Source organism: Streptomyces sp. NPDC026538 (assembly GCF_055567535.1).
This window is the reverse complement of the sequence record NZ_JBVHQG010000016.1, coordinates 41,292-67,838: the sequence shown is the minus strand read 5'-3', so window position 1 is coordinate 67,838 and position 26,547 is coordinate 41,292. Positions and strand designations below refer to the sequence as shown.

Annotated in this window: 19 protein-coding genes; 4 read left to right on the top strand and 15 right to left on the bottom strand. The window is 72.1% G+C overall.

The genetic code is table 11. The features are described from left to right. Positions 1-32: 32 nt before the first annotated feature. From ACZ4N4_RS42240 to ACZ4N4_RS42205, 8 genes are all read right to left on the bottom strand, one after another. The gene (locus tag ACZ4N4_RS42240; RefSeq protein WP_467599206.1) at positions 33-755 is read right to left on the bottom strand and encodes a hypothetical protein; all 723 of its coding nucleotides are present in this window, start codon (positions 753-755) and stop codon (positions 33-35) included. A 348-nt stretch (positions 756-1,103) separates the two neighbouring features. Further along, positions 1,104-3,767: an ATP-binding protein gene (locus ACZ4N4_RS42235; RefSeq protein ID WP_467599204.1), complete on the bottom strand. Its 2,664-nt coding sequence runs from the start codon at positions 3,765-3,767 to the stop codon at positions 1,104-1,106. Positions 3,768-3,905: 138 nt separating this feature from the next. After that, entirely contained in the window at positions 3,906-4,811 is a 906-nt protein-coding gene (locus ACZ4N4_RS42230; RefSeq protein WP_467599201.1) for a universal stress protein, read from the bottom strand. A 150-nt stretch (positions 4,812-4,961) separates the two neighbouring features. After that, the gene (locus ACZ4N4_RS42225) at positions 4,962-5,204 is read right to left on the bottom strand and encodes a DUF397 domain-containing protein (RefSeq protein WP_450766598.1); all 243 of its coding nucleotides are present in this window, start codon (positions 5,202-5,204) and stop codon (positions 4,962-4,964) included. Between the two features lie 83 nt (positions 5,205-5,287). Then, positions 5,288-6,454 carry a thiolase domain-containing protein gene (locus ACZ4N4_RS42220; RefSeq protein ID WP_467599198.1) on the bottom strand — a complete coding sequence of 389 codons (1,167 nt, stop codon included), beginning with the start codon at positions 6,452-6,454 and terminating at the stop codon, positions 5,288-5,290. Next, on the bottom strand, positions 6,451-7,539 hold the full coding sequence (locus ACZ4N4_RS42215; protein ID WP_453575665.1) for a thiolase domain-containing protein: 1,089 nt from the start codon (positions 7,537-7,539) through the stop codon (positions 6,451-6,453). Before ACZ4N4_RS42215 ends, ACZ4N4_RS42220 begins: the two co-directional genes overlap by 4 nt. Beyond that, on the bottom strand, positions 7,536-8,477 hold the full coding sequence (locus ACZ4N4_RS42210) for a Zn-ribbon domain-containing OB-fold protein (protein WP_467599195.1): 942 nt from the start codon (positions 8,475-8,477) through the stop codon (positions 7,536-7,538). Before ACZ4N4_RS42210 ends, ACZ4N4_RS42215 begins: the two co-directional genes overlap by 4 nt. Positions 8,478-8,489: 12 nt before the next feature. Beyond that, positions 8,490-9,290 carry a crotonase/enoyl-CoA hydratase family protein gene (locus ACZ4N4_RS42205; protein WP_453575660.1) on the bottom strand — a complete coding sequence of 267 codons (801 nt, stop codon included), beginning with the start codon at positions 9,288-9,290 and terminating at the stop codon, positions 8,490-8,492. A gap of 187 nt (positions 9,291-9,477) precedes the next feature. Here ACZ4N4_RS42205 and ACZ4N4_RS42200 point away from each other — a divergent pair, with 187 nt between their 5' ends. Further along, entirely contained in the window at positions 9,478-11,088 is a 1,611-nt protein-coding gene (locus ACZ4N4_RS42200) for an acyl-CoA synthetase (protein WP_467599191.1), read from the top strand. 20 nt (positions 11,089-11,108) lie between these two features. Here the strand turns inward: ACZ4N4_RS42200 and ACZ4N4_RS42195 are convergent, their stop codons facing one another. From ACZ4N4_RS42195 to ACZ4N4_RS42180, 4 genes are all read right to left on the bottom strand, one after another. Beyond that, a complete protein-coding gene (locus tag ACZ4N4_RS42195) occupies positions 11,109-11,945 on the bottom strand; it encodes an alpha/beta fold hydrolase (protein ID WP_467599188.1) in 837 nt (278 codons plus the stop codon). A 73-nt stretch (positions 11,946-12,018) separates the two neighbouring features. Continuing rightward, positions 12,019-12,738, bottom strand: a complete 720-nt coding sequence (locus ACZ4N4_RS42190) for a class I SAM-dependent methyltransferase (protein ID WP_450766582.1) — start codon at positions 12,736-12,738, stop codon at positions 12,019-12,021. Positions 12,739-12,765: 27 nt separating this feature from the next. Beyond that, a complete protein-coding gene (locus ACZ4N4_RS42185) occupies positions 12,766-14,301 on the bottom strand; it encodes a purple acid phosphatase family protein (RefSeq protein ID WP_467599184.1) in 1,536 nt (511 codons plus the stop codon). 67 nt (positions 14,302-14,368) lie between these two features. After that, on the bottom strand, positions 14,369-15,871 hold the full coding sequence (locus ACZ4N4_RS42180; protein WP_467599181.1) for an acyl-CoA synthetase: 1,503 nt from the start codon (positions 15,869-15,871) through the stop codon (positions 14,369-14,371). 580 nt (positions 15,872-16,451) lie between these two features. On the opposite strand from ACZ4N4_RS42180, the gene ACZ4N4_RS42175 reads away from it, so the two are divergent. From ACZ4N4_RS42175 to ACZ4N4_RS42165, 3 genes are all read left to right on the top strand, one after another. Next, positions 16,452-17,930 carry a cytochrome P450 gene (locus tag ACZ4N4_RS42175; RefSeq protein ID WP_467599178.1) on the top strand — a complete coding sequence of 493 codons (1,479 nt, stop codon included), beginning with the start codon at positions 16,452-16,454 and terminating at the stop codon, positions 17,928-17,930. After that, a complete protein-coding gene (locus ACZ4N4_RS42170; protein WP_453575643.1) occupies positions 17,914-18,921 on the top strand; it encodes a (-)-alpha-amorphene synthase in 1,008 nt (335 codons plus the stop codon). Before ACZ4N4_RS42175 ends, ACZ4N4_RS42170 begins: the two co-directional genes overlap by 17 nt. A 184-nt stretch (positions 18,922-19,105) precedes the next feature. Further along, positions 19,106-22,015, top strand: coding sequence for an ATP-binding protein (locus tag ACZ4N4_RS42165; RefSeq protein ID WP_467599173.1), 2,910 nt, complete (start codon positions 19,106-19,108; stop codon positions 22,013-22,015). Between the two features lie 12 nt (positions 22,016-22,027). On the opposite strand, the gene ACZ4N4_RS42160 is transcribed toward ACZ4N4_RS42165, so the two are convergent. From ACZ4N4_RS42160 to ACZ4N4_RS42150, 3 genes are all read right to left on the bottom strand, one after another. Then, positions 22,028-23,581: an acyl-CoA synthetase gene (locus ACZ4N4_RS42160; protein ID WP_467599170.1), complete on the bottom strand. Its 1,554-nt coding sequence runs from the start codon at positions 23,579-23,581 to the stop codon at positions 22,028-22,030. Then, positions 23,578-24,687: a nitronate monooxygenase gene (locus ACZ4N4_RS42155; protein WP_453575634.1), complete on the bottom strand. Its 1,110-nt coding sequence runs from the start codon at positions 24,685-24,687 to the stop codon at positions 23,578-23,580. Before ACZ4N4_RS42155 ends, ACZ4N4_RS42160 begins: the two co-directional genes overlap by 4 nt. A 172-nt stretch (positions 24,688-24,859) precedes the next feature. Beyond that, positions 24,860-26,425: a phytoene desaturase family protein gene (locus ACZ4N4_RS42150; RefSeq protein ID WP_467599167.1), complete on the bottom strand. Its 1,566-nt coding sequence runs from the start codon at positions 26,423-26,425 to the stop codon at positions 24,860-24,862. Between the last annotated feature and the right edge of the window lie 122 nt (positions 26,426-26,547).

The window sequence follows — 26,547 nt, the reverse complement described above, 5'->3', positions numbered from 1 at the left end:
GCGCCTTCTCAATGGGTGCGCCCGGACACGCGTCATGAGAAGCGCACGTCGCTCAGGTCGATGCTCACCATGACGTGATCGTGGTCGGGGCGTCCGTCGGGCCCGCGCAGATACGCGCGACGCCTGGTCGGGAACTTGATGCCGTCCCCTTCCGCGAAGTCGGTGACGTACTGGGCGGCCGCGAAGCCGCCGGCGACGTCCACGTGGTAGTCGTGCCGTCTGAGGAGAAGGTCGTCCCCGAAGTAGAAGTCCTGGACCGTGCTGTGGCTGGCGATGGCGTCCGGGAAGGTGATCCGCAGACGGCGCCAGGCCTCGGAAGGCGATTCGGTCCATGGCTCCTTCTCCTCCACGGCCATGCCGTCCATGATCATGAAGAACGGTGTGGTCAGGTACGTCCACAGCGCGTAGCCGTTGAAATAGGCACGGTCCAGCGGATCCCAGGGGGTGTCCAGGACGTGCCCCGAGAACGACTTGCGCGGGTCGAGACGCTCGGCGACGACCGTGCCGTCGCTCCGCATGATCGCTACCCGGCCGGGCGTGAAGTCGGTGTGCTGGTCGGGGGAGCCGAAGGGACTCACCGACGCGCGTTCCTCGTGCAGAGCGATTGTCATGCGGCGCGGCTGGAGGTCCTGAGGCAGGCCCTTGGCCGCGAAGAGTTCGCCGTCGCTGACGATGGTGGCCGTCGCGGTCGTGAGCTGCTCCCAGCGCCGCACGCCGCCGTGGGCGTCGAGAACGTCGGAGAGCAGGCCGCTCATTCCTTCTCCTCGACCCGTGGACGGGCACCGTCGCGCTCCAGGCATGCGGGGCGGCACCCTCGGACACGACAACGTTCCAACGAAACGGACCATCCCGCATCCCGGGCCGTCCGTGGTCGGCGGACGGCCTCACCACGTGGGACCCGGACGGACCGAGCCCGCGACGGTGACGGCCCATGGCGCCTTCGCCGCCGCCGGCAGCTGGGCGCCCCGTCTCCTCGGGAGCGCCCGCGCCGGCACCGGTAGTGGCCTCGGCCCGGCCGTCGAACTCGCCGCCGGCCCGCCGCGCGGCGGAGCCGCATGTCGGATGCGGCCCCGCGCGCCTGGCTGGGTCGTCGCTGACGGCTGCTACAGAGCCGCCGTCTCCGCCGCTGCCAGTTCGGCTCGCGCCTCGTCGGCCAGGCCGTCCGCCCCGCACTGCTCGGCCGCTTCCAGGCCCTTGCGGAGGTGGGCGGGGTCGTGGAGGTCCGTGCCCAGGGCCACCAGCGCGCACGCCAGTTCATAGGCTGCCGGGGAGCGTTCCAGGTGGGTCACCGCCTCTTTCAGGTAGGTCAGGCGGGCCGGACCCGACGTGACCTCCGCCGCCGTGCGCAGGGCCTGGCCGATCGCCGACGGGGCGCCGAACTGGCGGGCGCGGCCGACCGCTTCCATGGCCGTGGCCAGCGCACGCTCGGGTGCGTCGTGACTCTCGGCGCGGGCCAGGTGGAGCTGCCAGGGGCACCACGCGGGGTTGCGGATACCGCGTGGTTCCAGGCGTCGGCCCGCGGCCGAGAGCTCGGCCACCGCGTCCTGGGTGCGGCCACGTGCGAGGAGCAGTTCGCCGTAGACCGTCTGGGCGTCGGGGAAGACCACGGCCGCCGGGAAGGGCTCGTGGAAGGAGTGGTGCTCGGCGACCTGCGTGGCCTCGTCGGTGCGCCCTCGGGCGAGCAGGGTCTGGACGAGGGTGCCGACCGCGTACCAGTAAACGGGGGTGCCGGGGCCGACGCGTTCGGCGAGGCGCAGTCCGGAGCGGACCAGGTCCTCGGCCTCGGCGAGGCGGCCGCGCCGGTAGCGGACGTAACCGTGGAGGGTGTACGCGAAGGAGAGGTGCGCGCCGCGCCAGCCCTGGCGTTCGAAGTCGGCGGTGCCGGTGGCGAAGAGTTCCTCGGTGCGGTCGGGCCGGTCGGCGTACATGAAGGCGAGGGCGACCAGGACGGGCACCTCGAAACCGCGGTCCGACTCGGCCCAGCCCAGTCCGCCGGCGAGGGCGCGCTCGGCGTGGTGGAGCGCGACCTGCGCGGGCTCGCCGCGCTGGACCGCGTCCCAGGTGCGCAGGCCGATGATGTACCGCTCCGTGAGGTCGCGGCCCTGGATCCGGTCGGCGAGCCGGGCCAGCCGGCGGGAGCGGGAGGGGTGGTCGGGTTCGTCGGCGCGGAAGGCGTCCCACATGAACTGTTCGGAGAGCATCCGCAGCCGGACCCGGGCGTCGCCGGTCAGCCGGATCTCCCGGGCCAGGGTCTCGGAGGCCTCGGCGAGCCGGTCGCTGTGGGCGAGGACCTGGGAGAGGCGGTAGACGATGTTCTGGCGCAGCTCGGGCTCGGCGATGGGCTCCGCGAGGGCCGCCCGCAGGTGGTTGACGGTGGTGGCGGGTTCGGTGAGCAGGGAGGCGCTGCCGAGTTCGTAGAGGACGGCGGCGCGGTCCTTGGCGGGCGGGGGTTCGCGCAGGGCGCGGGCGAGGTAGCGGCAGGCGGCGTCGGGGGCGCCGGCCCGCAGGGTCTCGCCGGCGGCGGCGCGCAGCCGCTGGACGACCCAGGTGTCGCCCTCGGGGTGGGTTTCCAGCAGGTGGCGGGCGGCGGTGGCGGCGGGCTGGCCGTCGTCGGTGACGCACCAGGCGGCCTGGCCGTGCAGGGCGACCCGGACGCCGGGCGGGATGGCCCGGTAGACGGCGGTGGCGATCAGCGGGTGGACGAACTCCAGGGTCTCGGCGCCGGTGAGGACACGGACGCCGCGCAGGGCGTCGGCGGCGTCGGCGGCCTCCTCGTGGCCGAGGCCGGCGACGGCGGCGGCGAGCGCGGGATGGATCTCGGTGCCGAGCACGGCGCAGGCCCAGGCGAACCGGACGGTGGAGGGGCCGAGGCGTTCCAGCCGGGCGATCAGGCCGCTGCCCTTGACGGCGGCGGCGAGGTCGCGCAGCAGGGGGGCACCGGCCTCGGTGGGGTCGAGGCCGCGGTCGTGGACCTTGGCGGTCAGTTCCACGGTCTCGAAGGGGTTGCCGGCGGTGACGGCCCAGCACTCGTGGCAGAAGGCGTCGTCGGCGTGCGCGCCGAGGCTCTCACGGACCAGGCCGGCGACGGCGTCGGCGCTGAGCGGTTCCAGGTCGTGCGGGCGGCCGCCGGCCCGGCCGGGCAGTCCGCGCAACGACTCGGCGTGGTCGGGGAGTTCGTCGGGCCGGTAGGCGACGACGACGAGCAGCGGGAGTTGCTCGGCGCGGGGCGCGAACGCGGCGAGCCAGCCGAGGGATTCGGGGTCGGCCCAGTGCGCGTCGTCGAGGACGAGGACCATCGGTGCCTGGCGCACCACGAGGTGGGTGAGCACCCAGTCGAGGCCGTCGCGCAGGCCCTGCTGGTCCGGCGGGGCGCCCTCGGTGGGAGCGCACAGGCCCAGGGCGGGGCCGACGATGTCGTACCAACTGCCCAGTGAGGCGCGGAGTTCGGCCTCCGGTGCACCGGCGAGGCGGGGCTGCAGGAGCTGGCGGGCGACGTGGAAGGCGACGCGCTGTTCCTGGTCGCCGCCGCGGGCGGAGAGCACCGTGCAGCCCTGGGCGGCGGCGCGGCGGCGGACCTCGGCGAGCAGCGTGGTCTTGCCGATGCCGGCGCGGCCGGCGAAGGCGAGCAGGGCGCCGAGCGGCCGGTCGGCCGGTGCCGCGCCGTTCGCGCTCAGGCCGGTGAGTTCCGCCAACGCCTCGTCGACGGTGGCGAGTTCGCTCTCACGTTCGTAGAGCGTCCGTCGGTTGCGAAGGACCCGCTGTCCCATGACCACCCCCTGCCACGGTGATGCGCGAGCGCGGGGAGCGGGCGCGCACCGTGGCTTGCAGGCAGCTCAGCGTACGCCCGATGAGCGTGATCCGCGCCCTACTGACGGTTACTGACCCAAGGGGCTTGACAGGACACTTCAGGACGCTTCGGACGGTGGTGGCGGGATCACCGCGACCGGGCTCGCCGCGTGCAGCAGGACCGCCTGGGTGACCGAGCCCACCATGCGGGTCGGGGCCAGCAGGCGCCGTCGATGGCGCCCCACGACGACCAGTTCGGCGTCCTTGGAAGCGGCGACCAGGGCGCCGGCCGCGTCGCCGGGCAGCGCGAGGGCCTCGGCGGCCACGTTCGGGTGCTCCTTGAGGTGCGGGGCGAGGAAGCCGTCGGCGAGGGTGCGGGTCTCCTGCTCGATCTCGTCCTGGTCGAGGGTCGGCGGGGCGAGTTCCCCGGCGGTGGCCCAGAACTGGACCGGCCACGGGTAGGCGGCGATCACCTGGAGCCGGGCGCCGCGCCACGCGGCCTCCGCGAAGGCGAACGCGAGGGTGGCGTCGTCGGGGCTGTCCACGTCCACACCGACCACGACCCGGGGTCCGGGCCGCGCGGGGAACTCCTCGGGGACCTCGCGACCCGGCCGGGGTACGACGACCACCGGGCATCCGGCGTCGCGGGCGGCGGCCATGCCGTTGGAGCCGAGGATCAGGCTGGCGAAGCCGCCGCGGCCCCGGGAGCCGAGCACCAACAGCTGGGCGTCGGAGCCCAGTTCGGGCAGCAGGGCGGACGGGGCGCCCTCCATGGCGACGTACTCCACGGCCGGTCCCCCGGCGTCGGCGGCCAGCCGGTCGCGGACCTCGTCGAGGACGGGATCGCCGGCCGCGTCGCTCTCTCCGGCGACCACGACGTCCGGCTGTCCCCAGGCGGCGTACTGGCGGACGTGCACCACCCGCAGCGACGCGCCCCGTCGCCGGGCCGCGTCGAGGGCCCAGTCCAGGGCGCGCAGGCTGTCGTCCGAACCGTCCACCGCGGCGATGACCGGCGCAGTGCTCATCGTTGCTCACCTCCGGAATACGACCTTCCCTGTCCGGGGCCAGCCTGTCTCAGGCGGCGGCCCCGGAAGGGCGCTGCTGGTCACGTGTCCGGAAATCCTTGCGGAACACACCCCCGGTTCACCTCTCTGCCGCGGAACCGGGGGCGGTGCTCAGGTCAGGTCGAACTCGCCCTCCCGGGCCCCCGACACGAAGGCGCCCCATTCGGCGGGGGTGAAGATGAGGGAAGCGCTCTGCGGGCGGCCGCTGTTGCGCATCGCGATGAATCCCTCGACAAAGGCGATCTGGACATCCCCCAGGCCACGGCTGCTGGACTGCCACTCGGCCTCGCTGAGGTCCAGCTCCGGCTTGTCCCAGCCCAGTACCGACTGCTGCTGGATGGTGCTCTCGGCCACGTCCGTGCTCCTCCCGAATACGTCGTCCGCGGCCAGCCTAGCTTTCGGTTCCGGCACTCAACAGGCCACGTGACGGGGTCCTTTCAGGAGTCGGGGGCCATGGCGCCCACCAGCCACATCGAGAAGAACTGGGAGCCGCCGCCGTAGGCGTGCCCGAGCACCCTGCGGGCGCCGTCCACCTGGTGTTCTCCGGCCAGGCCGCGGACCTGGAGGGCGGCCTCGGCGAAGCGGATCATGCCGGAGGCGCCGATCGGATTGGTGGAGAGCACTCCGCCCGACATGTTGACGGGGAGGTCCCCGTCGAGTTCGGTGACACCCGATTCGGTGAGTTTCCAGCCCTCGCCCTCCGCGGCGAAGCCGAGGTTCTCCAGCCACATGGGCTCGTACCAGGAGAACGGCACGTACATCTCGACGGCGTCGATGTCCCGGCGCGGGTCCGCGATCCCGGCCTGGCGGTAGACGTCGGCCGCGCAGTCCTTGCCGGCCTGCGGCGAGACGGCGTCCTTGCCCGCGAAGAGGGTGGGTTCGCTGCGCATGGCGCCGCCCAGCATCCAGGCGGGCGGTTTCGGGGAGCGCGCGGCCCCGGCCCGGTCGGTGAGGACCATGGCACAGGCGCCGTCGGAGGACGGGCAGGTCTCCGAGTAGCGGATGGGGTCCCACAACATGGGGGACGCCTGGACCTTCTCCAGGGTGATGTCGTGCTCGTGGAGGTGGGCGTAGGGGTTCTTGAGGGCGTTGCGGCGGTCCTTGTAGGCGACCAGCGAGCCGACGGTGTCGGGTGCGCCGCTGCGCCGCATGTAGGCCCGCACGTGCGGGGCGAAGAAACCGCCCGCGCCCGCCAGCAGCGGCTGCTGGAAGGGGATCGGCAGGGACAGTCCCCACATGGCGTTGGACTCGGACTGCTTTTCGAAGGCGAGGGTCAGCACGGTGGAGTGGACACGGGCGGCGACGAGGTTGGCCGCGACGAGTGCCGTGGAGCCGCCGACGGATCCCGCCGTGTGGACCCGCAACATGGGTTTGCCGACCGCCCCGAGCGCGTCGGCCAGGTACAGCTCGGGCATCATCACGCCCTCGAAGAAGTCGGGGGCCTTGCCGATGACGACGGCATCGATGTCGGCCCAGTCCAACTCGGCGTCGTCGAGGGCGCGTCGCGCGGCCTCCCGGACCAGCCCGGCGATCGACACGTCCCGCCGGGCCGCCACATGCTTGGTCTGGCCGACCCCTACGACGGCCACGGGTTCCTTGGTCATCGCGGATCCCCTTCCTGGGCGGGGCTCTCCAGTGGGTCCCCTTCGAGTACGGCGACCAGGTTCTGCTGCAGACAGGGCCCGGAGGTGGCGTGGGCGAGGGCGCGGTCACAGTCGCCGCGGTGGATGCGGGCGGCGGCCTCGCCGATGCGGATCAGCCCGGCGGCCATGATCGGGTTGGCGGCGAGGGCCCCGCCGGACGGGTTCACCCGTACGTCGTCGCCGAGCCGCAGCGCCTTGCGGAGCACGACCTCCTGCGAGCTGAACGGCGCGTGCAGTTCGGCGGTGTCCACGGGCCGTTCGAAGGCGCCCGCCCGCTCGGCGGCGAGCCGGGCGGACGGTGCGTCGGTCAGGTCGCGGACGCCGAGGCCGTGCGCCTCGATGCGGTGGTCCATGCCCCGGATCCAGGCGGGCCGGGAGCACAGCTCGCGGGCCCGCTCCCCGGCCGCGAGGATCACCGCGGCGGCCCCGTCGCCGATGGGCGGGCAGTCGCCGGTGCGCAGCGGCCGAACGAGGTAGTCGCCCTGCGGCACCGGACCCCGCAGCTGGGCGTGGGCGTTGGCCTGCGCATCGGCCCTGCTGCGGGCGCCGACGGCGGCCAGCGCCGGCTCGTCGGTCTCGCCCGCGTCGATGAGGGCCTGCGCCTGGAGCGCGGCGAGGGCGACGGAGTCCGGCCAGAGGGGGGCCACGTAGTAGGGGTCGAGCTGGCGGGTGAGCACGTCCCGGACCGAGCCGGGTGAGGACTTGCCGTACGAGTAGACGAGCGCGGTGTCCGCGTCCCCGGTGAGCAGCTTGGTCCACGCCTCGTACAGCGCCCAGGCGCCGTCCATCTCGACGTGCGACTCGGAGATCGGCGGCCAGGCGCCGACGCCGTCGAGGGCGAGGGTGAAGGAGAAGGCGCGGCCGGCCAGGTAGTCGCTGGAGCCGGAGCAGGTGAAGCCGATGTCGGCGGTGCGCAGCCCGGTCTGCTGGAGGACGTCGTGCAGCACCGGCATGAGCATCTCGACCTCGGAGAGCTCCTCGCTGGTGCGCCGGTGGTCGGTCTGCGCGAAGGCGACGACCGCGATGTCCCGCGTCGGTGCGGTCACAGCAGCTCCTTGTAGGTGTCGTAGTCCGCGTCGGGTTCGCCGGTGGGCCGGTAGTGGTCGGGGTAGCGGGCCCCCTCGGTCCACACCGGTTCGACCCTGAGGCCGATCCGCACCTGGTCGTAGGGGATGCCGCCGATCCGGCCGTGCAGGGCGAGGCCGGCGCCGTCGAGGGCGATGTGCCCGTAGACGTACGGCACCTCGATGTCGAGGTTCTTCGCCTTGATGTTGACGATGCAGAACGTGGTGACCGTGCCCCGGGGGCCCACTTCGACCTGTTCCGCTGTGGCCACCCCGCAGGTGGGGCACGCACCCCTCGGCGGGACGTACACCTTGCGGCAGGTGGGGCAGCGCTCGCCGTAGGTCCGCCGGGTGGACAGGGCGTCGATGTAGGCGGACTGGGCGCGGCCGGGCGAGTAGGTGTAGTCGAGGCGGGCATGGGCGACGATGCCGTGCACGGCGTCCTCGAACTCGCCGCTGTGGCCGACCGGTTCGGCCGTCCCACCGTCGTACGGTTCGAAGCAGGCGATGTCGGTGATGGCGCCCGACCGTTCCTCGGCCCAGCGGACACGGACTCGCATGCCGGTGCGGACGGTGTCGGGGCCGGGGGCGTCGAGGGCGTGCAGCAGGGCGGTGTCGGCGCCGTCGAGGCGGACCAGGACCCAGGCGAAGGGGGTGTCCAGGGGCTGCCCGCGGCGGGGTTCGTGGTTCCAGGCCCAGGTGGTGACGGTGCCGGTGGGGGCGACCTCGACCAGGTCTCGGATCTCCTCGGCGGTGACCGGGTCGTACTCCACAGGTGGGACGAGTACGCGGCCGTCGCCGGTCTTCACCCCGAGGACGACACGTTCCCGCAGGCCGGTGAGGAATGCGCTCTGGACCGGGCCGAGGGAACGGGTGAAGGGGAACTCGACGACGAGGGGCGCTTTGAGGACTTCTGGCATGCCCGGTCTCCTTCAGTGACGCTGGTAGAGGGGCGGTCGCTTCTCCGCGAAGGCGCGGGCGCCTTCCTTCGCGTCGGCGGTGTCGAAGATCGGCCAGCCGCGCTTGAGTTCGGCGGCGAGCCCGTCGGTCTCGGTCAACTCGGCGGTCTCGTACACGGACGCCTTGACCGCCTCGACCGCCAGCGGCCCGCACGCGTTGATCTGCTCGGCGATCTCCAGGGCCTTGTCGAGCGCGCCGCCGTCCGGGACGACATGGCCGACGAGCCCGATGCCGGCGGCCTCGCGGGCGGTGTACGGCCGTCCGGTGAGCAGCATCTCCAGGGCGTGGGTGCGCGGGATCTGGCGTTGCAGCCGGACCGTGGAGCCGCCGATCGGGAAGAGCCCGCGTCTGACCTCGAACAGGCCGAAGGTCGCGGACTCGCCCGCGACCCTGATGTCGGTGCCCTGCAGGATCTCGGTGCCGCCCGCGACGCAGTAACCCTCGACGGCGGCGATCACCGGTTTGCGCGGGCGATGGTGGCGGAGCATGGCCTTCCAGTGCAGGTCCGGATCTGCTTTCAGCCGGTCGCGCAGGTGCTCGCCCGCCATGTCCTGTCCGGCCAGCGCCTTGAGGTCCATCCCGGCGCAGAAGGCGCCGCCGGCTCCGGTGAGCACGATCGAGCGGACCTCGTCGTCCTCGTCGGCCTCGATCCAGCCGTCGTACAGGCCGACGAGCATGGAGATCGAGAGCGCGTTCTTGGCCTCGGGCCTGTTGAGCGTGAGCACCAGTGTGGCGCCCTCGCGCCGTACGGTGAGGTGTTCCGTCCCACCCATGGACCTCTCCCCTCTGCCGGAACGAGAACAGGTTGCAGTAGGGCGGGAGGCACTTCAAGGGTTTTCTGACAGGCAGTCAGATTTCTTCGCGTGAACCCTTCCCACTTGCCGCGCCCTTTGCTCTGATGACCGGCGAACCGACAAGTGCGCCTTTCTTCGCCATGGTTTGCCGGGGTCAGGAGGAGCGGTGGAGTACAACCTTGCCGACCTGTTCGAGTCGGTCGTCGACGTGGCCGCGGACCGCGAGGCGCTCGTGTACCTCGACCACCCCGGCACGGGTGCGGAACGCCGGCTGACCTACGCGGAGCTGGACGCGGCGGCCAACCGCATCGGCCACCATCTGGCCGACAGCGGGATCCGCCCGGGCGAGCACCTCGGGCTGCACCTCTACAACGGGGTCGAGTACCTCCAGACGGTACTTGGCTGCCTCAAAGCCCGCATCGTGCCGGTCAACGTCAACTACCGGTACGTCGAGGAGGAGTTGGCCTACCTCTACCAGGACGCCGACTTGGTAGCGCTGGTCTTCGACGCGGAGTTCGACGACCGGGTGGCGGCGGCGCTGCCGCGGGCGCCGAAGCTGCGGCACCTGGTGCGGGTGGGCGAGGCGGAGTCGGGCCCGAAGGCCCTGTCCTTCGCGGAGGCCGAGGCGGCGGGGTCGCCCGGACGGGGCTTCCCGGCACGTTCCGCGGACGACCAGTTCATCATCTACACCGGCGGCACCACCGGAATGCCCAAGGGTGTGATGTGGCGTCAGGAAGACCTGTTCTTCGCGGGGTTGGGGGGTGGCGCGCCGACCGGCGAGCCGGTGAAGCGGCCGGAGGAGCTGGCGGAGCGGGTCGCGGCGGGCGGCACGGGGATCACCTTCTTCCCCACTCCCCCGCTGATGCACGGCACGTCGACGCTGACCACCTTCATCGGCTTCAACTTCGGGCAGCGGGTGGTGATCCACCGCAAGTTCGTGCCCGAGGAGGTGCTGCGGACCGTCGAGAAGGAGAAGGTCACCAGCATGTCGCTGGTCGGCGACGCGATGCTGCGCCCGCTGATCGACGCCCTGAAAGGGCCGTTGAAGGGCACCGACTGCTCCTCCATGTTCAGCGTCTCCTCCTCCGGCGCGATCCTCTCCGAGACCGTGCGCCGGCAGTTCAGCGAACTCGTCCCCAACTGCATGCTGCTGAACAACTTCGGGTCCTCCGAGTCCGGCTTCAACGGCACCGCGACGAACGACTCCGGCGCCGGCAGTCGGTTCCGCGTCCGCGTGAACTCCCGTACGCAGGTGGTCGATCCGGCCACCCATGAGCCGGTCGCGGTCGGCGAGATCGGCCGGGTCGCGCAGAGCGGCCATGTCCCGCTCGGCTACTACAACGACCCGCGGAAAACGGCCGAGACCTTCTTCGAGAAGGACGGCCGGCGCTGGGTGCTCCTCGGCGACATGGGCACGGTCGACGAGGACGGCGTCGTCACGGTGCTCGGCCGGGGCTCGCAGTGCATCAACACCGGCGGCGAGAAGGTGTACCCGGAGGAGGTCGAACAGGCGCTCAAGTCCCATCCGGACGTCTACGACGCGCTGGTGGCCGGGGTGCCGGACGCCCAGTGGGGCAACCATGTGGCGGCCGTGGTGCAGCTGCGCGAGGGCGCCGGTCAGCCCTCTCTCGCGGACATCCAGACCCACTGCCGTACCCAGCTGGCCGGCTACAAGATCCCCCGTCAGCTGGTGATCGCCGAGTCCATCCAGCGGTCACCGAGCGGCAAGGCGGACTACCGGTGGGCCCGGGAGGTGGCGGTGGCCGCCGACCGGTAGGCCGCGGAACCGATCCCGGCTCAGGCGTCCAGGAAACCGACGGTACGGCGGACGAACTCCTCGGGGTCGTCGAGCCAGGGGTAGTGGGCGGCTCCGGGCTGCACGATGACCTCGGCGTTCGGGAAGGCCGCGGCGGCGCGCCGGACCAGTGCGGGACTGGGTCCACCGTCGAGTTCGCCCGCGTACAGCAGGACGCGGGCGGTGAGGGCGCGCAGGGCTCTCCGGGTGGCGTCGGGGGCGAAGGCGCCGTCGGCGAAGTAGCGTTCGCCGGCCTCGTCGTTGGTCTGTTCCTCGGCGGCCGCGTCATGGGCCCGGGCGGTGTCGTCCCAACGGCCGTAGAAGAAGGGCATGAACGCCTCGTCGAAGTCCCCGGTGCCGTTCAGCCAGGCCTCCAGCGCGGGGAACGCTTCGGCGAACCAGGGCTCCGTGGCCCGCTGCCGGGCCGCCGCCAGGCGTTCCTCCGGGGTGGTCCGCAGGCCGAGGGCCGAGGGGTTGCCGGTGATCAGCGCGAGCCGCCGTACCCGGTGCGGTCGGGCCGCCGCGTACAGGATCGCCAGGCTCGCGCCCGCCGAGTGCGCCAGTACGTCCATGTGGTCGAGCCCTATGTGGGTCCGCAACATCTCCACGTCGTCGACCTGTTGGTCGCAGCGGTACGAATCCGGGTCGGCGGGCGCCGCGGAGTCGCCGGTCCCGCGCAGATCGAGCAGGATCAGCCGGCGGTGGGCTGTCAGGCCGCCCAGGTCCCCCAGGTAGGCGGAGGCGCGCATGGGTCCGCCGGGCAGCACGACGAGCGGTTCGCCCTCGCCCCGGACGTGGTAGGTGAGGCGGGTCCCGTCCGCCGCGGTGAAGGTGGGCATGAGGCCGATCATGGGGGACGGCGGCGCGGTACGGCAACGGAGTTCGGCGGGGCCCAGCCGCGCGGGCGGCGGCTCAGGTCCGCGGGGCCGGCTTGCTCACCCGGAACGCGAACTGGCCGCAGAAGGTGAGCTTGCGCAGGTTCACCAGGGCCGTGTGGCGCCCGCTCTTGCGTGCCCAGGTGTCGATCTCCGTGTTGAGCGGCGACTCCGTCTGCCAGAACCGGCCGTACTCCTTCTTCCGCGATGAGTGGTAGGTGCGCATGATCAGCGTCACGCCGTCCAGCGAGGGCCGGATCTCCTCCAGGGCCAGCCCGGCCTCCTCCACCAGCACCCGGAAGCCGTACGGCGTGTAGTTCCACAGGCTGAAGGAGTGGTAGGGCTCGAACTGGGAGGTGCTGCCGATGAACAGTCCGCCCGGACGCAGCACCCGGCCCACCTCCGCGAGCAGTTCCCTGGGCCGGGCGACGTGTTCGAAGACCTGGTGCGAGTAGACCAGCGGCACGGCGCCGGAGCGGAAGGGCATGTTGACGCCGTCGAAGTACACCACCGGGTCGCCGCCGGGCGAGCGCTGTGCGGCTTCCGGGGAGTCGCGGATGTCGAGCCCCACCCACCGCACGTCCGGGGCGTGCCGTCGGAAGAGCCCGGCCGAGGTGCCCCGCCCGCATCCGAGGTCGACCACCCGGTCCGGGGCCCTCGGCGAGCTCATGGCCTCGTCGAGGTAGTAGCGGGAGGTGACCTGGCGGGCGTGGTCGTCAGGGATGCAGTCGTGCATGAGTTCCCACAGGGTCGACATGCGTCCACGCTACGGAGGCGCCGTGTCTCAGGCCACATCCTGGCGGGGGTTCGGGTCGGCCGTCATCCCTTGGGGCGAACGGGGCGGCGCGGACGGCTGTGCCGGGCGGCTGATGCCGGACAGGTCGCGGACGGCCACGCTGTTGCGGTCTGCCACCGTTCGGCCGAGCGCGTGGTAGGGCCAGACTCCCCCGGCCTGGCGCCGGCTGCGCTCGTTCCACTCCAGGGCCTCGGCGTGACGGGCCCGGAAGAAGTTCAGGGCGTACCCGCCGGAGTGGATGCGCAGCAGGAAGAACCCGCCGGGGTACTCCTTGGCGGCACCGACCTCCTGCAGGGTCACCTGGGGGGCGAGGGACACATGGGTGCGCTTGTTGCGATGGGTGTGGCCGGCATGGTGCAGGAACACACCCGGGGCGGCGGCATAGGCCCGCAGGATCGCGCGGGCCTGGCGGCGGCCGAGGCGCTGGCCGGGGCTCACCGGGAAGAGGGCGTCCCGGACGGTGAGCGGATGGTGTCCGAAGACCACGGTGGGCTGTTCCCGGTGGGCCCGCAGCCGGCGGCGGAACCAGGACAGTTGCTCGGCCCCGAGAGCGCCCGTGTCACCGCCGTTCCCGCGCTTGTCGTAGGTGTCGAGCCCGATGATCCGCAGCCCGCCCACGTCGTGTTCGAAGCAGCCTGGACCGTCCGGCGTGCCGAAGACTCGGCGGAAGGTGTCGCCCTCCCGCGCGTCGCGGTCGTGGTTGCCGCGGACCACGAGGTAGTCCCGCCGGTGGGTGCCGAAGCCGTCCAGGATCCGCCGGGCCTCCGCCAGGTCGCGGGGGCCGCCGCCGGCGGAGATGTCACCGGCGGCCAGCAGCAGCTCGGCTCCGCGGTGACGGGCCTCGTCCACCACGGCGCGGCTCATCAGCTCCGGGTAGGCGGTGCGTCCGGCCCGCTGGGCCACGCCGCGCAGGAAGGGCACGCCGGCCACCAGACCGGCGACGGTCTCGCCGATGTGCAGGTCGTTGCAGAGGGCGAGGGAGAGCAGGTGGCGGCCGGGCGGGGGCTGCGGGGTGGTGAAGGAGTAGGGGCCGCCGGGCGAGCCGAGGCCGTGCCGGGAGGTGCCGGCCGCGTTGCCGCGCACCAGGTGCAGCGCGGTGGGTGTGGCGGGCACGCCCCGGGAGCGGGCCTGGTAGTAGTACGTCTGGCCCGGCTCCAGGCCGCTGAGTTCGACATGGTGGTGGGCGGTGGGACGGTCCTCGCCCACGGTGCGGTTCAGGCGGGCGGGATGGGTGCCGTAGACGACCTCGCCCTCCGTGACGGCGGGCAGCATGCGGCCGGTGCCGTCGTCGGTGCCGGGCAGGGCGGTGTGCCAGGTGACGACGGCGCGGTCCTCGGTGAGGGTGACCAGCTCCAGGTGGACGGCGGCGAGGGAGCGGGGCTGACGGGGCGCGGGGGCGGTGGCGGACCTGAGCAGGGCGGGTGCGAGCAGGAAACCGGAGCGCAGCATCTCGCAGGGGCCGGGGATGCCCGCGAGTGCGCCGAGGGGGACGGGGAGGCAGCAGCGCATGTCTGCTATGTGCACGCCACCGGTGAACGGCGGACGTGGTACCGGAAGCCGCGCAAGGTATGGAACCGGACGTCTTGGGTTGTCATGAGGCTTCCCCGAACCGCTCCCGCAGCTCCCGCTTCAGGATCTTCCCGCTGGCGTTGCGGGGCAGCGCGTCCACGAACAGCACGCGCTTGGGCGCCTTGAAGGCGGGGATCTTCTCCTTGACATGGGCGATCAGCTCGGCCTCGCCGACCTCGCCGCGCGCCACGACGACCGCCGTGACGGCCTCGATCCACCGCTCGTCGGGCAGCCCGATCACGGCGGCCTCGGCGACCGCCTCGTGGGTGTAGAGCGCGTCCTCGACCTGTCGTGAAGCGACCAGTACGCCACCGGAGTTGATGACGTCCTTCACCCGGTCGACGATGGTGAGGTAGCCCTGGGCGTCGCGTACCGCGAGGTCGCCGGAGTGGAACCAGCCGTCCCGGAAGGCCTCCCGGGTCTCCTCGGGCTTCTCCCAGTACCCCTCGCACAACTGCGGTGAACGGTAGACGACTTCGCCGGGCGTGCCGTCGGGCACGTCCTCGCCGTCCTCGTCGACAACCCGCGCCTCCACGAACAGCACGGTACGGCCGCAGGAGTCCAGCCGCCCCTTGTGCTCCTCGGGTGCCAGTACGGTGGCCAGCGGCCCGATCTCGCTCTGCCCGAAGCAGTTGAACAGGGCGAGTTTCGGCAGCCGTTCACGCAGCCGCTCCAGGACGGGCACCGGCATGATCGACGCCCCGTAGTAGGCCTTGCGCAGTCCACTCAGGTCACGCGATGCGAAGTCGGGCCGGTTGGACAGCCCGATCCACACGGTGGGCGGTGCGAAGAGGCTGTCCACGCGTCCGGCCTCGACCAGGTCGAAGAGGGTGTCGCCGTCCGGGCCGTCCAGCACGATGTTGGTCGCGCCGACCGCCAGGTAGGGCAGCAGGAACACGTGCATCTGGGCGGAGTGGTAGAGCGGCAGCGCGTGCGCGGGCCGGTCACCGGCGCTCAGGTCGAGGGCGGCGATCGCGCTCAGGTACTCGTGCACCAGCGCGCGGTGGGTCATCATCGCGCCCTTGGGCAGCGCGGTGGTCCCCGAGGTGTACAGCAACTGCACGAGGTCCTCGCTGCGCGGTTCGGGACCGTCGTACGGCGGCGCGTCCGCGAGCCGGGCGAGGAGCGAGCCGCCGGCGTCCCGCAGCGGCAGCGCCCGTACGCCGTCCGGGAGCCGTCCGGCGAGGTCCGGGTCGGCGAGCATCAGTGAGCTGCCGGACTGGCCGACGATGTAGGCGAGGTCGTCGCCGGTCAGGTTCTGGTTGACCGGCACGTGCACCAGGCCGGCCCGGGCGCAGGCGAGGAACGTGATCAGGTAGGCGTCCGAGTTGTGCCCGTAGGTGCCGACCCGGTCACCGCGGGTGAGGCCCTGGTCGAGCAGGACGCTCGCCGCCCGGGAGACGGCGTCGTCGAGTTCCCCGTACGTCCACCGGCGCTCGCCGTACTCCAGCGCCACCCGTGCGGGGGTGCGCCGGGCGCTGCGCCGCAGCACTCCGTCAACCGTGCTGCCCTGTCCCTGCGTCATGACTCATGATCCTCGGCCCGTCGCCGGGAGAGGTCAAGCACCATGGCACCGCACCTCCCCGCATCCGGGCTCAACCGCTTTGTCCCGCAACGACGTTGGGGGAATCAGATGCGCACCACCCGCGCGAGACGGCTGCTCGTCGCAGCCGTCGCCGTGCTCACCGCCGCGGCGGGGCGCCCCGCTCAGTGTCGGCGGCGCCTGGGTGCGGCCGATCACGACACTGGACGTGGCCACCCGTTATGACGCCCTCTCCGTCCGGGGCGGCCAGGGCGGCGCCGTGGACGACATCCTCTCGTCCCCGGCGTTGAAATCCGTCCGGGTGCACGAAAACTGAGTGCGGGGGTCTCGTTCCCCATGGGGCGGCACCGCACGTGAGTGACACAAGGAAATCCCGGTCGACGCCCACTGCATCAACAGTCGTTCAGACGATCGGGATTCTGCTTCAACGTGCTCCCGTGCGCCCCTCTGGAGAAAGGTTTCGGGAAACCGAGGAACGTGAAACTTGGGCAGGACTTGCCTCGGACGTTCAACGCGAGGCACGTTCACTCATTTCACGTATAGCACCGGGCAGGAGGTTTCCATGAACGACGCCGTGCCTGAACAAAGACGAACATGGACGACAGGTACTGCTCCCGGCATATTCCCTTTCCTCGGTCACGGTATCGCCTTATACCGGCGGCCGCTGGCGTTTCTGAATTCTTTGCCCGCACACGGAGATCTGGTCGAGATACGACTGGGCCCCCAGCGTGCCTGGATGGTGTGCCACCCGGAGCTGACCCACGAGGTGCTCATGGATCCGCACACCTTCGACAAAGGGGGCCCGCTCTACGACCGGCTCGGGAAGCTGATGGGCGACGGTCTCGTCACCTGCCGCCAGCCGACCCACCGGGCCAAGCGCCGGCTGCTGCAACCGGCCTTCCGCCCCTCCCATGTCGCCGCCTACACGGACCTCATTACCGAGGAGGCCGAGTCGGTGTGCGAGGGATGGCAGGCGGGCGGGACCGTGCCGGTCACCGAGTCGATGATGACCTTCACGACCCGGGTGATCAGCCGGGTCCTGCTCTCCGACTCCCTGGACGACCGGACGACCGCACAGGTGCGGGACTGTCTCGCGGACGTCGTCCGTGGCCTGTTCCTCCGCACGGTCGTCCCGGTCGACGTCCTCTTCCGCGTTCCGACCCCCGCCAACCGCCGCTACCGGCGCGCCCTGACCCGCCTGCACGCGATCATCGACACGGCGATCGCGAGGCGGCGGCTCGGCGCCGACCGCGACGACGTGCTCGGCACGCTGCTTTCGGCCGCGCGCGGCGCCGACGGGTCGGCGGCGATCACCGACCAGGAGATCCACGACCACCTGATCACGCTGCTCCTCACCGGGGCCGAGACCTCGGCACTGGCGCTGGCCGCGGCCTTCAGCCTGCTGGCCCGCCACCCGGAGGCGGAGCAACGGGTGCACGCCGAGCTCGACGCCGTCCTCCCCGGCGGCCGCCGGGCCGGCCCGGACGACCTGCCGCGCCTCGTCCAGACCCGGTGCGTCGTCTCCGAGACGCTGCGCCACTCCTCGCCCGGCTGGCTCTTCACCCGCGTCACCACCCGGGAGACGGAGCTCGCCGGGTGCCGGCTGCCCGCGGGGGCCACCGTGCTCTACAGCCCCTACCTCCTGCACCACGATCCGTCGTGGTTCCCCGACCCCGAGCGTTTCGACCCCGACCGCTGGCTGCCGGGGCGGCCCACCGCCGCACAGCGCCGCGCGACGATGCCGTTCTCCGCGGGCAACCGCAAATGCCTCGGCGACGAGTTCGCCATGGTGGAGGTCACCCTGGCGCTCGCGACCATCGCCGGCCGCCGGCGCCTGCGCCATCTGCCCGGCGCCGCCGAACAACCCCCCCGACCGGCGATCACGCTGGGCCCGCGTTCCCTCGTCATGGCCTGCGAAGCCCGCTCCCGCATGTCGTCAGGCGCGACGCCCCGCGCCGACTCCCCCGCGTCCCGATCCGTGGCCACCCCGCGTGTCTCGGACTCCCGAACGGCAGGTGATCACGTTGTCGGCAACACATGAGGACATCACGGTCGGTGTACTGGACGAAACCCCGGTCGCCAACCTCCGCGACCTGATCGACACCCACCTCCACATGCCCTTTCCCTTCCAACGCAACCCCCATGAAGCCGAGGCCGCCGCCGGCGTCGACGCCTGGCTGCGCAGGTGGGGCCTGACAGGCGAACCGGGGGTGGCGGCGATGATCGCCTACACCCGGCCGGCCGAACTCGCCTCCTACAACAGTCCCACCATGGATTCCGACCTGCTCCAGATCGTGGCCATCCAGATCGCCTACCAGTTCATCTTCGACGACTGTGCCGAGGACGTCGGCCGACGCTCCCCGGGCAGGCTGGTCCCCATGCTGTGCGAGAGCATCGCGGTCCTGCGGGACGACCGGCCGCCCGGCACCGCCCTCGGCGCCGCCCTGGCCGACCTGTACCGACAGGTCCGGGAGCGGTGTACCCCGGCGCAAGCCGCGCGGTGGGCCTGGAAGAGCCGTGAGTACGTGCACGGCCTGCTGTACGAGGCGGTGGCGCAGGCCCAGCCCTATCTCGTACGGGCAGGCGACTGCACCTCGATTCGGTCGCTGACCGCGGGCGTCGAGCCGTTCTACCCGTTGTGCGAGGCCGCCCAGCCGTACGAACTCTCCGCCGCCGAACTGCACCACCCCGTCGTACAGCGGCTGGGACGGCTGTCGGCCGACGCGGCGGTGTGGATACCCGACCTGTTCTCCGCGGTGAAGGAACGGCGGGCGGGCGGAATGATCAATCTGGCCCTGGTCCACCAGCGCGAGCGCCGGTGCTCCCTGCAGACCGCCGTCGTCCTGGCCATCCAGCAGATCAACGCCACGATCGAGGAGTTCCAGAGGCTCTACGCCGAGGTCGAGCCGGAGTTGAGCCCCGCGGGCGTCGGCTACGTGGAGGGCATGATCGGCTGGATCAGGGGCTGTTACCACTGGTCTCGGACCGTGCCACGGTACGCGGACGTGGTGTCGGTGCCCGCCGCTTCGTAGGCTGTCGGCACACCCCGGTGACGGCGCCACTGGGACCTGGCCATCGGAGCCCCATACCCGAAGATGGGAGATTATCCCGCTCTCAGTTCATTATTCACCCTTTGGTGCCCGAACCGGCCTGCCGTACCTGGTCTGGGCGTACGCTCGGCTCCCCTGGGCCGAACGACAGAAAGCGGTACGGCACATGGCGACGGAGCCTAGGCAATCGATCATCGACCGGCGGACGTTGATCGAGCGCCAACGGGAACTGGAGGCCCTCGACGCCGCGTTCCGGGAGCTTCGGGGAACCACGGACGGTGTGCCGCGCGCGAGGCGCAGGGGACTGCTCGCCCTGACCGGCCGGGCCGGACTGGGCAAGACCGCGCTCGTCACTGAGGCCCGGGACAGGGCCGCGGCATCCGGGCTCACCGTACTGTCGGGCCGGGGCGGCGAGTCGGAGCAGGGGTCGGCGTTCCGCGTCGTACGCCAGTTGATGCAGCCCTCGCTGGCGAGGATGGACGACGCGCAACTCCACGCGTTCCTGGGCAGCTGGTACGACATCGTCGCCGCCGTGCTCGGCCTGGAAGCCCGGGGGGCCGTCCCGGCACCGGATCCGACCGGGGTCCGAGAGGGCCTGGACTGGGTCATGACGCGCCTCACGGTGCAGCAGGCACCCGTCGTCCTGCTCCTGGACGACCTGCACTGGGCGGACACCGAGTCCCTGACCTGGCTCACCTCCTTCGCCTCCCGGGTCGAGGACCTGCCGCTGCTGATCGTGGTCGCCTACCGGCCCGACGAACTGCCGCCCGAGGCCGGTGAATTCCGGGCCCTCGTCGCGGGCCACGGGGACCGCCCGTACGGCCTGGCGCCGCTCACCGCCGACGGCGTGGCACAGATCGTCAGGAGCGAGATCGGGGAGGCGGCCGAGGACCAGTTCTGCAAGGAGTGCTGGGAGGCGACGAGCGGCAGCCCCTTCGAAGCGGTGGAGCTCGCCATCGGTCTCGCCGAGCGGAAACTGGGCGGCACCGAGGACGACCTGCCGGTGATGCGCGAACTGGCCGCGGCGATCAAGGGCCCGGGGCTGATCGCGCGCCTGGAACGGCTCGGCACCGCCACCGTCCGCTTCGCGCACACCGCGGCCGTACTCGGGTCGCCCTTCGCACCGCAGCTCGCCGCGACCATCGCGGTCCTCGGCGAGCAGGCCGCGGCGGAGGCGACCAGGAAACTGCGCGCGGCGCGGATCCTGGCGGAGGGCCACGGCCCCGAGGGCGAGCAGGAGTTCGTCCATCCGCTGATCGTCACGACCATCTACGAGTCCATCGGCACGGATTTCCGGGCCGGACTGCACGACGCCGCCGCACAGGCGGTCCTGGCCGCCGGATACGGCGCGGCCAGCGCCGCCCGCCACCTGCTGGAGGTCCCCTGCGACGGCAGTACCGAGACGGTCGAGTGCCTGCGCGAGGCCGCCCGCGAATACCTTCGTGCCGGGGCCACCGAGGCGGCCGGGCGGCTGCTGACCCGCGCGCTGCAGGAGCCGCCGCTTCCCGAGGACCGTGCCGCGATCCTGCACGAACTCGCCTGCGCCACCTTCCTGATCGAACCCACGGCCACGGTGCGGCATCTGCGGCAGGCGCTGGCGGAGCCCGACGTCGACCCCGATCTGCGCGCCTCCGTCGTCTTCCGGCTGACGCAGGCTCTGGCCCACACCGACCAGATGGCCGAGGCGGAGCGGGTGGCCACCGAGGAGGCGAGGCAGGCCCCGAATCCGCGCGTCAAACTGCGGATGCAGGCCGACCAGTTCGTCTGGGGCATGTTCCGCACCGACGACCGGGACTCACCCGCGCGCTCGCGGAGGCTGGCGCGGCTGGCCGAGCACCTTCCTGGCCGCAGTCTTGAGGAGCGCTACATCCTGGGCCTGCGGGCCTGGGACGCGATTATGCGCGGCGAACCGCGGCAGACCGCCCTCGGGTACGCCGAGAAGGCCCTGGACGGCGGAATGAGCTGGACCGACGAGAACCGGGGCTTCGAGGTACCCGCTTCGGTGGCGCTGGTCTTCATGTACGGCGACCGGCCGCGCCAGGCCGAGGAGCTGTTCGGCAAGGGGATCGCCGAGTGTGTGGCCAAGGGGTGGTGCGGCTCCCATCTGGCCCTCGGCCACACTCTCGCCGGCTACATCCGCTACCGACGCGGCTGCCTGGCCGAGGCCGAGGACCTCGAACTGCAGGGTCTGCGGATCGCCGACAGGGTGGAAGGGGCCGTGCCCGCCCAGTGGTTCGCCGTCGGCATCCTGATCCAGACCCTGGTCGCCCGTGGGCGGGTGGCGGAGGCACGTGCCCTCGCCGACCGGCACCACTTCGGTGAGACGGCCCCGAACGCCGTCATCTATCCCGACCCCCGTACCGTGTACGCGGAGCTGCTGCTGGCGGAGGGACGGCATGCCGAAGCGGCGCTGCTGCTGTCCTCGGTCGGCGAGTGGCTGGACGGACGGGCCTGGCGCAACCCCTCCTGGTGCCCCTGGCAGCTACGGCTCGCCTCCGCGCTCGCCCCCACCGCCCCCCAGGAGGCGGTCGGCCATGCCCAGGAAGCCGTGCGGCGGGCCCGGGAGTTCGGGGCCGCCTCCGCCGTCGGCCAAGCCCTGCACACCCTCGCCGAGGTGACCGGCGGGCCCGCGGCCGTCCATCTGTACGCGGAGGCCGTCGGCCATCTGGAACAGTCGCCGGCCGCCTACGAACTCGCCCGCGCCCAGGTGGGCCACGGTGCCGCGCTGTCCCGCAACGGGCGGCTCCAGGAGGCCGCCGACCGGCTCTACCAGGGGCTGGAAGGAGCCGTCCACTGCGGGGCCGAGGCGCTCGCCGCGCGGGCCAGGGGAGAGCTGTCGGCGGCCGGGATGCGCCCGTTGCCGTTGCGCTACGTGCAGGCGGACACACTGACCGCCCAGGAACTCCGGACCGCCGAACTGACCGTCAAGGGACACCCGGTGGCCGTGGTCGCCAAGGAGTTACGCCTCACCGAGCAGGGCGTACGGCAGTTGCTGTCCCGCATCTACCGCAAGATCGGCACGGACGCCGCCGGCCTCGCCGGGTACCTGGAGGACCACCCTCGCCGGCACCTCTGAGTCCGCCGGTGCTCACACCGGGCGGGTGCGGCCCTCCCAGTACGGGTCGCGCAGCCGCCGCTTGTACAGCTTGCCGTTGGGGTCGCGGGGCATCTCGGTGATGAAGTCGACGGTCTTGGGCCGCTTGTAGCCGGCGAGCTGTTGCGCGCAGTGGGCGAGCAGGGCGGCGGCGAGGTCGGGTCCCGGTTCGTGTCCCGGAGCGGGTTCCACGACTGCCTTGACCTCCTCGCCCCAGTCGTCGTGCGGGATGCCGAAGGCGGCGGCGTCGGCGACGGCGGGGTGGGAGAGAAGCGCGGACTCGATCTCGGCGGGGTAGATGTTGACCCCGCCAGAGATGATCATGTCGATCTTGCGGTCGCGGAGGAAGAGGTAGCCGTCCTCGTCCAGGTAGCCGAGGTCGCCGACGGTGAAGAAGTCCCCGATGCGGTTCTTCTCCGTCTTGGCCTCGTCCTTGTGGTACGCGAAGCCGCCGGTGTTCATCTTCATGTAGACGGTGCCGAGTTCACCGGGCGGCAGCCGGTTGCCGTCGTCGTCGAAGACCGCGAGTTCGCTGATCGGCCAGGCCTTGCCGACCGTACCGGGCTTCTTCAGCCAGTCCTCGGCGGTCGCGAAGGCGCCGCCGCCCTCGCTGGCCGCGTAGTACTCCTCGACACTGGGCCCCCACCAGTCGAGCATCGCCCGCTTGACGTGGTCCGGGCAGGGGGCGGCGCCGTGGATGGCGTGCCGCATGGAGGAGACGTCGTAGCGGGAACGCACCTGTTCGGGGAGGGCGAGCAGGCGGTGGAACTGGGTGGGGACCATATGGGTGTGGGTACAGCGGTGTGCGTCGATCAGGCGGAGCATCTCCTCGGGGCTCCACTTGTCCATCAGGACCAGGCGGTGGCCTATGTGGAGTGACGCGCCCGCGAACTGCAGGACGGCCGTGTGGTAGAGCGGCGAGCAGACGAGGTGGACGTTGTCGCCGAAGGGCTGGATGCCGAAGATGCCGAGGAAGCCGCCGAGGTAGGCCGACTCCGGGAGCCTGCCGAGCAGCGGGCGGCGGATGCCGCGGGGGCGGCCGGTGGTGCCCGAGGTGTAGTTCATGACCCAGCCGAGTTCACGGTCGGCGGGCACCGCCTCGGGCTGTCCCGCGAGGAGTTCGGCGTACGGCCGGAAGCCCTCGACCTCCCCGACGGCGTACCGGTGGGTGGCCGGGAGGCCGGCCTCGTCGGCGGCGTGCCGGGCGGGGCCGGCGAAGCGTTCGTGGGCGATGAGCACCTTGGCGCCGGAGTCGGAGACGATCCAGGCGATCTCCGGGCCGACGAAGTGGTGGTTGACGGGCACCAGGTAGAGGCCGGCCTGGGTGGCGGCCAGGTACGCGACGAGGAACTCGGGCCCGTTGGGCAGCACGACCGCGAAGGCGTCGCCGCGTTCCAGGCCCGCGGCGCGCAGTCCGTGGACGAGTCTGTTGGCGGCTGCGTGCAGGCGGCCCGCGGTCCATTCCTCGCCGTCGGGTGCGACGAGCACCGTGCGGTCGGGCTCGCTGGCGGCCTGGGCCCAGAATCCGGCGGGGGGCGTGCTGGTCACTTGGCGCTCCTTCCGGCGATGCGGTTGATGCGGTCGACGGCCTGCTCGAAGCCGCGGGTGAGGTCGTCGAAGACGGCCTGGACGCTGCGTTCGCTGGTCATGCGGCCGACTATCTGGCCGACGGGGGTGCCCAGCAGGGGCTCGACCTCGTACTTCTGGATGCGGGTGACGGCCTCGGCGACCAGCAGGCCCTGCAGCGGCATGGGGAGGGTGCCGGGGCCGTTCGGGTCGTCCCAGGCGTCGGTCCACTCGGTGCGCAGCTGACGCGCCGGTTTCCCGGTCAGGGCGCGGGAGCGGACGGTGTCGCCGGAGCCGGCGGCGAGCAGTTTGCGCGTCACGCCGGGCGAGGTCAGATCGGCCTCTGTGGCGGTCAGCCATATGGAGCCCAGCCACACACCCTGGGCGCCGAGACTGAGTGCGGCGGCCACCTGCCGTCCGCTGCCGATGCCGCCCGCCGCCAGCACGGGCAGCGGGGCGACGGCGTCGACGACCTCCGGGGTGAGCACCATGGTGGCGATCTCGCCGGTGTGGCCGCCGGCCTCGTAGCCCTGTGCCACCACGACGTCGATGCCCGCGTCCCGGTGCTTGACGGCGTGCCGGGCGCTGCCCGCGAGCGCGGCGACCAGGACGTCCTGGTCGTGGGCGCGGTCGATGACGTCGGCGGGCGGGGAGCCGAGGGCGTTGGCGAGCAGCCGGATCGGGTAGTCGAAGGCGACGTCGAGCTGGGTGCGGGCGACCTGCTCCATCCAGCCGGTGATCCGCCATCCGGACGCGTCGCCCTCGGCCAGCTCGGGCACCCCGTACTTGGCGAGGGTGTCCCGCACGAACTGCCGGTGCCCGTCCGGGATCATCGCCTCGACGTCGGCCTCGCTGACGTTCTCCACCTTCTTGGCGGGCATCACGACGTCGAGTCCGTACGGCTTCCCGTCGACGTGCTCCTCGATCCAGTCGAGGTCGCGTCTGAGCTCGTCGGGGGCGGTGTAGCGGACCGCGCCGAGCACCCCGAACCCACCGGCCCGGCTGATGGCCGCGGCGACGGCGGGGAACGGCGTGAAGCCGAAGACGGCGTGCTCGATTCCCAGGGTCCTGCTCAGCTCCGTCTGCATGGGCGCAGGATGCCGCAGTCGACCGGCCGACGGAAGAGGTTTTCTGATGCTCCGTCAGATTTCTGCTCCGCCGGTCTTCGGCTGTGTCAGTTCTCTGCTGTCAGATCTCCGCCCGGTGGGATTTCCGACCTGCCGGTTCCTCCGGCGGCCACCGGTTCGGGCGAGGCGCCCGTCACACCCCCGCCAGCACCGCCATCGCCGCGTTGTGCCCGGGGACCCCGCTCACCCCTCCCCCGCGTACCGCGCCCGCCCCGCACAGCAGGACATTGGCGTGCCGGGTCTCCACGCCCCAGCGGCCTGCGCCGTCCTGGGCGTAGGGCCAGGACAGGTCGCGGTGGAAGATGTTGCCGCCGGGGAGGCGCAGGTCGCGTTCCAGGTCCAGGGGGGTCTTCGCCTCGATGCAGGGACGGCCGTCCGCGTCGAGGGCGAGACAGTCGACGAGGGGCTCGGCGAGATGGGCGTCGAGCTGGGCGACGGTGGACCTGAGGAGTTCGGCGCGTACGGCGTCGTTGTCGGCGGCGAAGAGCCGGGCGGGGGTGTGCAGGCCGAAGAGGGTGAGCGTCTGGTAGCCGCGTTCGACCAGGTCCCGGCCGAGGATCGTGGGGTCGGTCAGGGAGTGGCAGTAGATCTCGGAGGGCGGGGCGGCGGGGAGCCGGCCGGCCGCCGCCTGGGCGTGGGCGGTGGCCAGCTGCTCGTAGCCCTCGGCGATGTGGAAGGTGCCGGAGAACGCCTCGCGCGGGTCGACGGCGGTGTCGCGTAGCCGGGGCAGCCGCTTCAGCAGCATGTTCACCTTGAGCTGGGCGCCCTCGGCGGGCTCCGGGGCCGGGTCGCCGGTGAGGGCGGCGAGTTCCTGCGGGGCGGCGTTGACGAGCACGTGCCGGGCGGCGACGACGCCCTCGCCGTCGGCGGTGCGGTAGGCGACCTCGGCGGCCCGGCCGTCCGTCTCGATCCGTACCGCCTCGTGCCCGGTGGCGAGCACGGCGCCTGCCGAGCGGGCGGCGGTGGCCAGTGCGTCGGTGAGGGCGCCCATGCCGCCGACCGGCACGTCCCAGGCGCCCGTGCCGCCGCCGATGACGTGGTAGAGGAAGCAGCGGTTCTGCCGCAGCGAGGGGTCATGGGCGTCGGCGAACGTCCCGATGAGCGCGTCCGTGAGGACGATCCCGCGCACCAGGTCGTCCGTGAAGTTCTCCTCGATGGCGACCCCGATGGGCTCCTCGAACAGGGTCCGCCAGGCCTCCTTGTCGTCGATCCGGCTGCGCAGCTCCTCCCGCGAGGGCAGCGGCCCGGTGAGCGTCGGGAAGACGCGCTCGGCGACCCGGCCGGTCATGCCGTAGAACCGCTGCCAGGCCTGGTACTCCTGCTTGCCCCCGGTCAGCCGTTCGAACGCCTCGCGGATGCGTCGCTCGCCGCCGCCGACCAGCAGTCCGGTGGCCCGGCCGTTGCGCTCCACGGGCGTGTACGACGAGATGGTGCGGCCGCGGACCCGGAAGTCCAGGCCCAGGTCGCGGACGATCTTCCTGGGCAGCAGGCTGACCAGGTAGGAGTAGCGCGACAACCGCGCGTCGACACCGGCGAAGGGGCGGGTCGAGACGGCGGCGCCACCGGTGCGGGCCAGCCGCTCCAGCACCAGTACGGTGCGTCCGGCCCGGGCCAGATAGGCCGCCGCGACCAGGCCGTTGTGGCCGCCGCCGACGATGATGGCGTCGTAGGTCCTGGATGGTTCGGTGGCAGGGGGCATGGTTCTTCGTAACACATGATGATCTAGGTGGGTAAGAGGCTTGCCGGTTCGCCGTGCGGGGAGGGCCGTTCGGACAGTGCGGATCGCGGGGGCTCGGCGCGCCCACAGGGCGGAGCCGCACA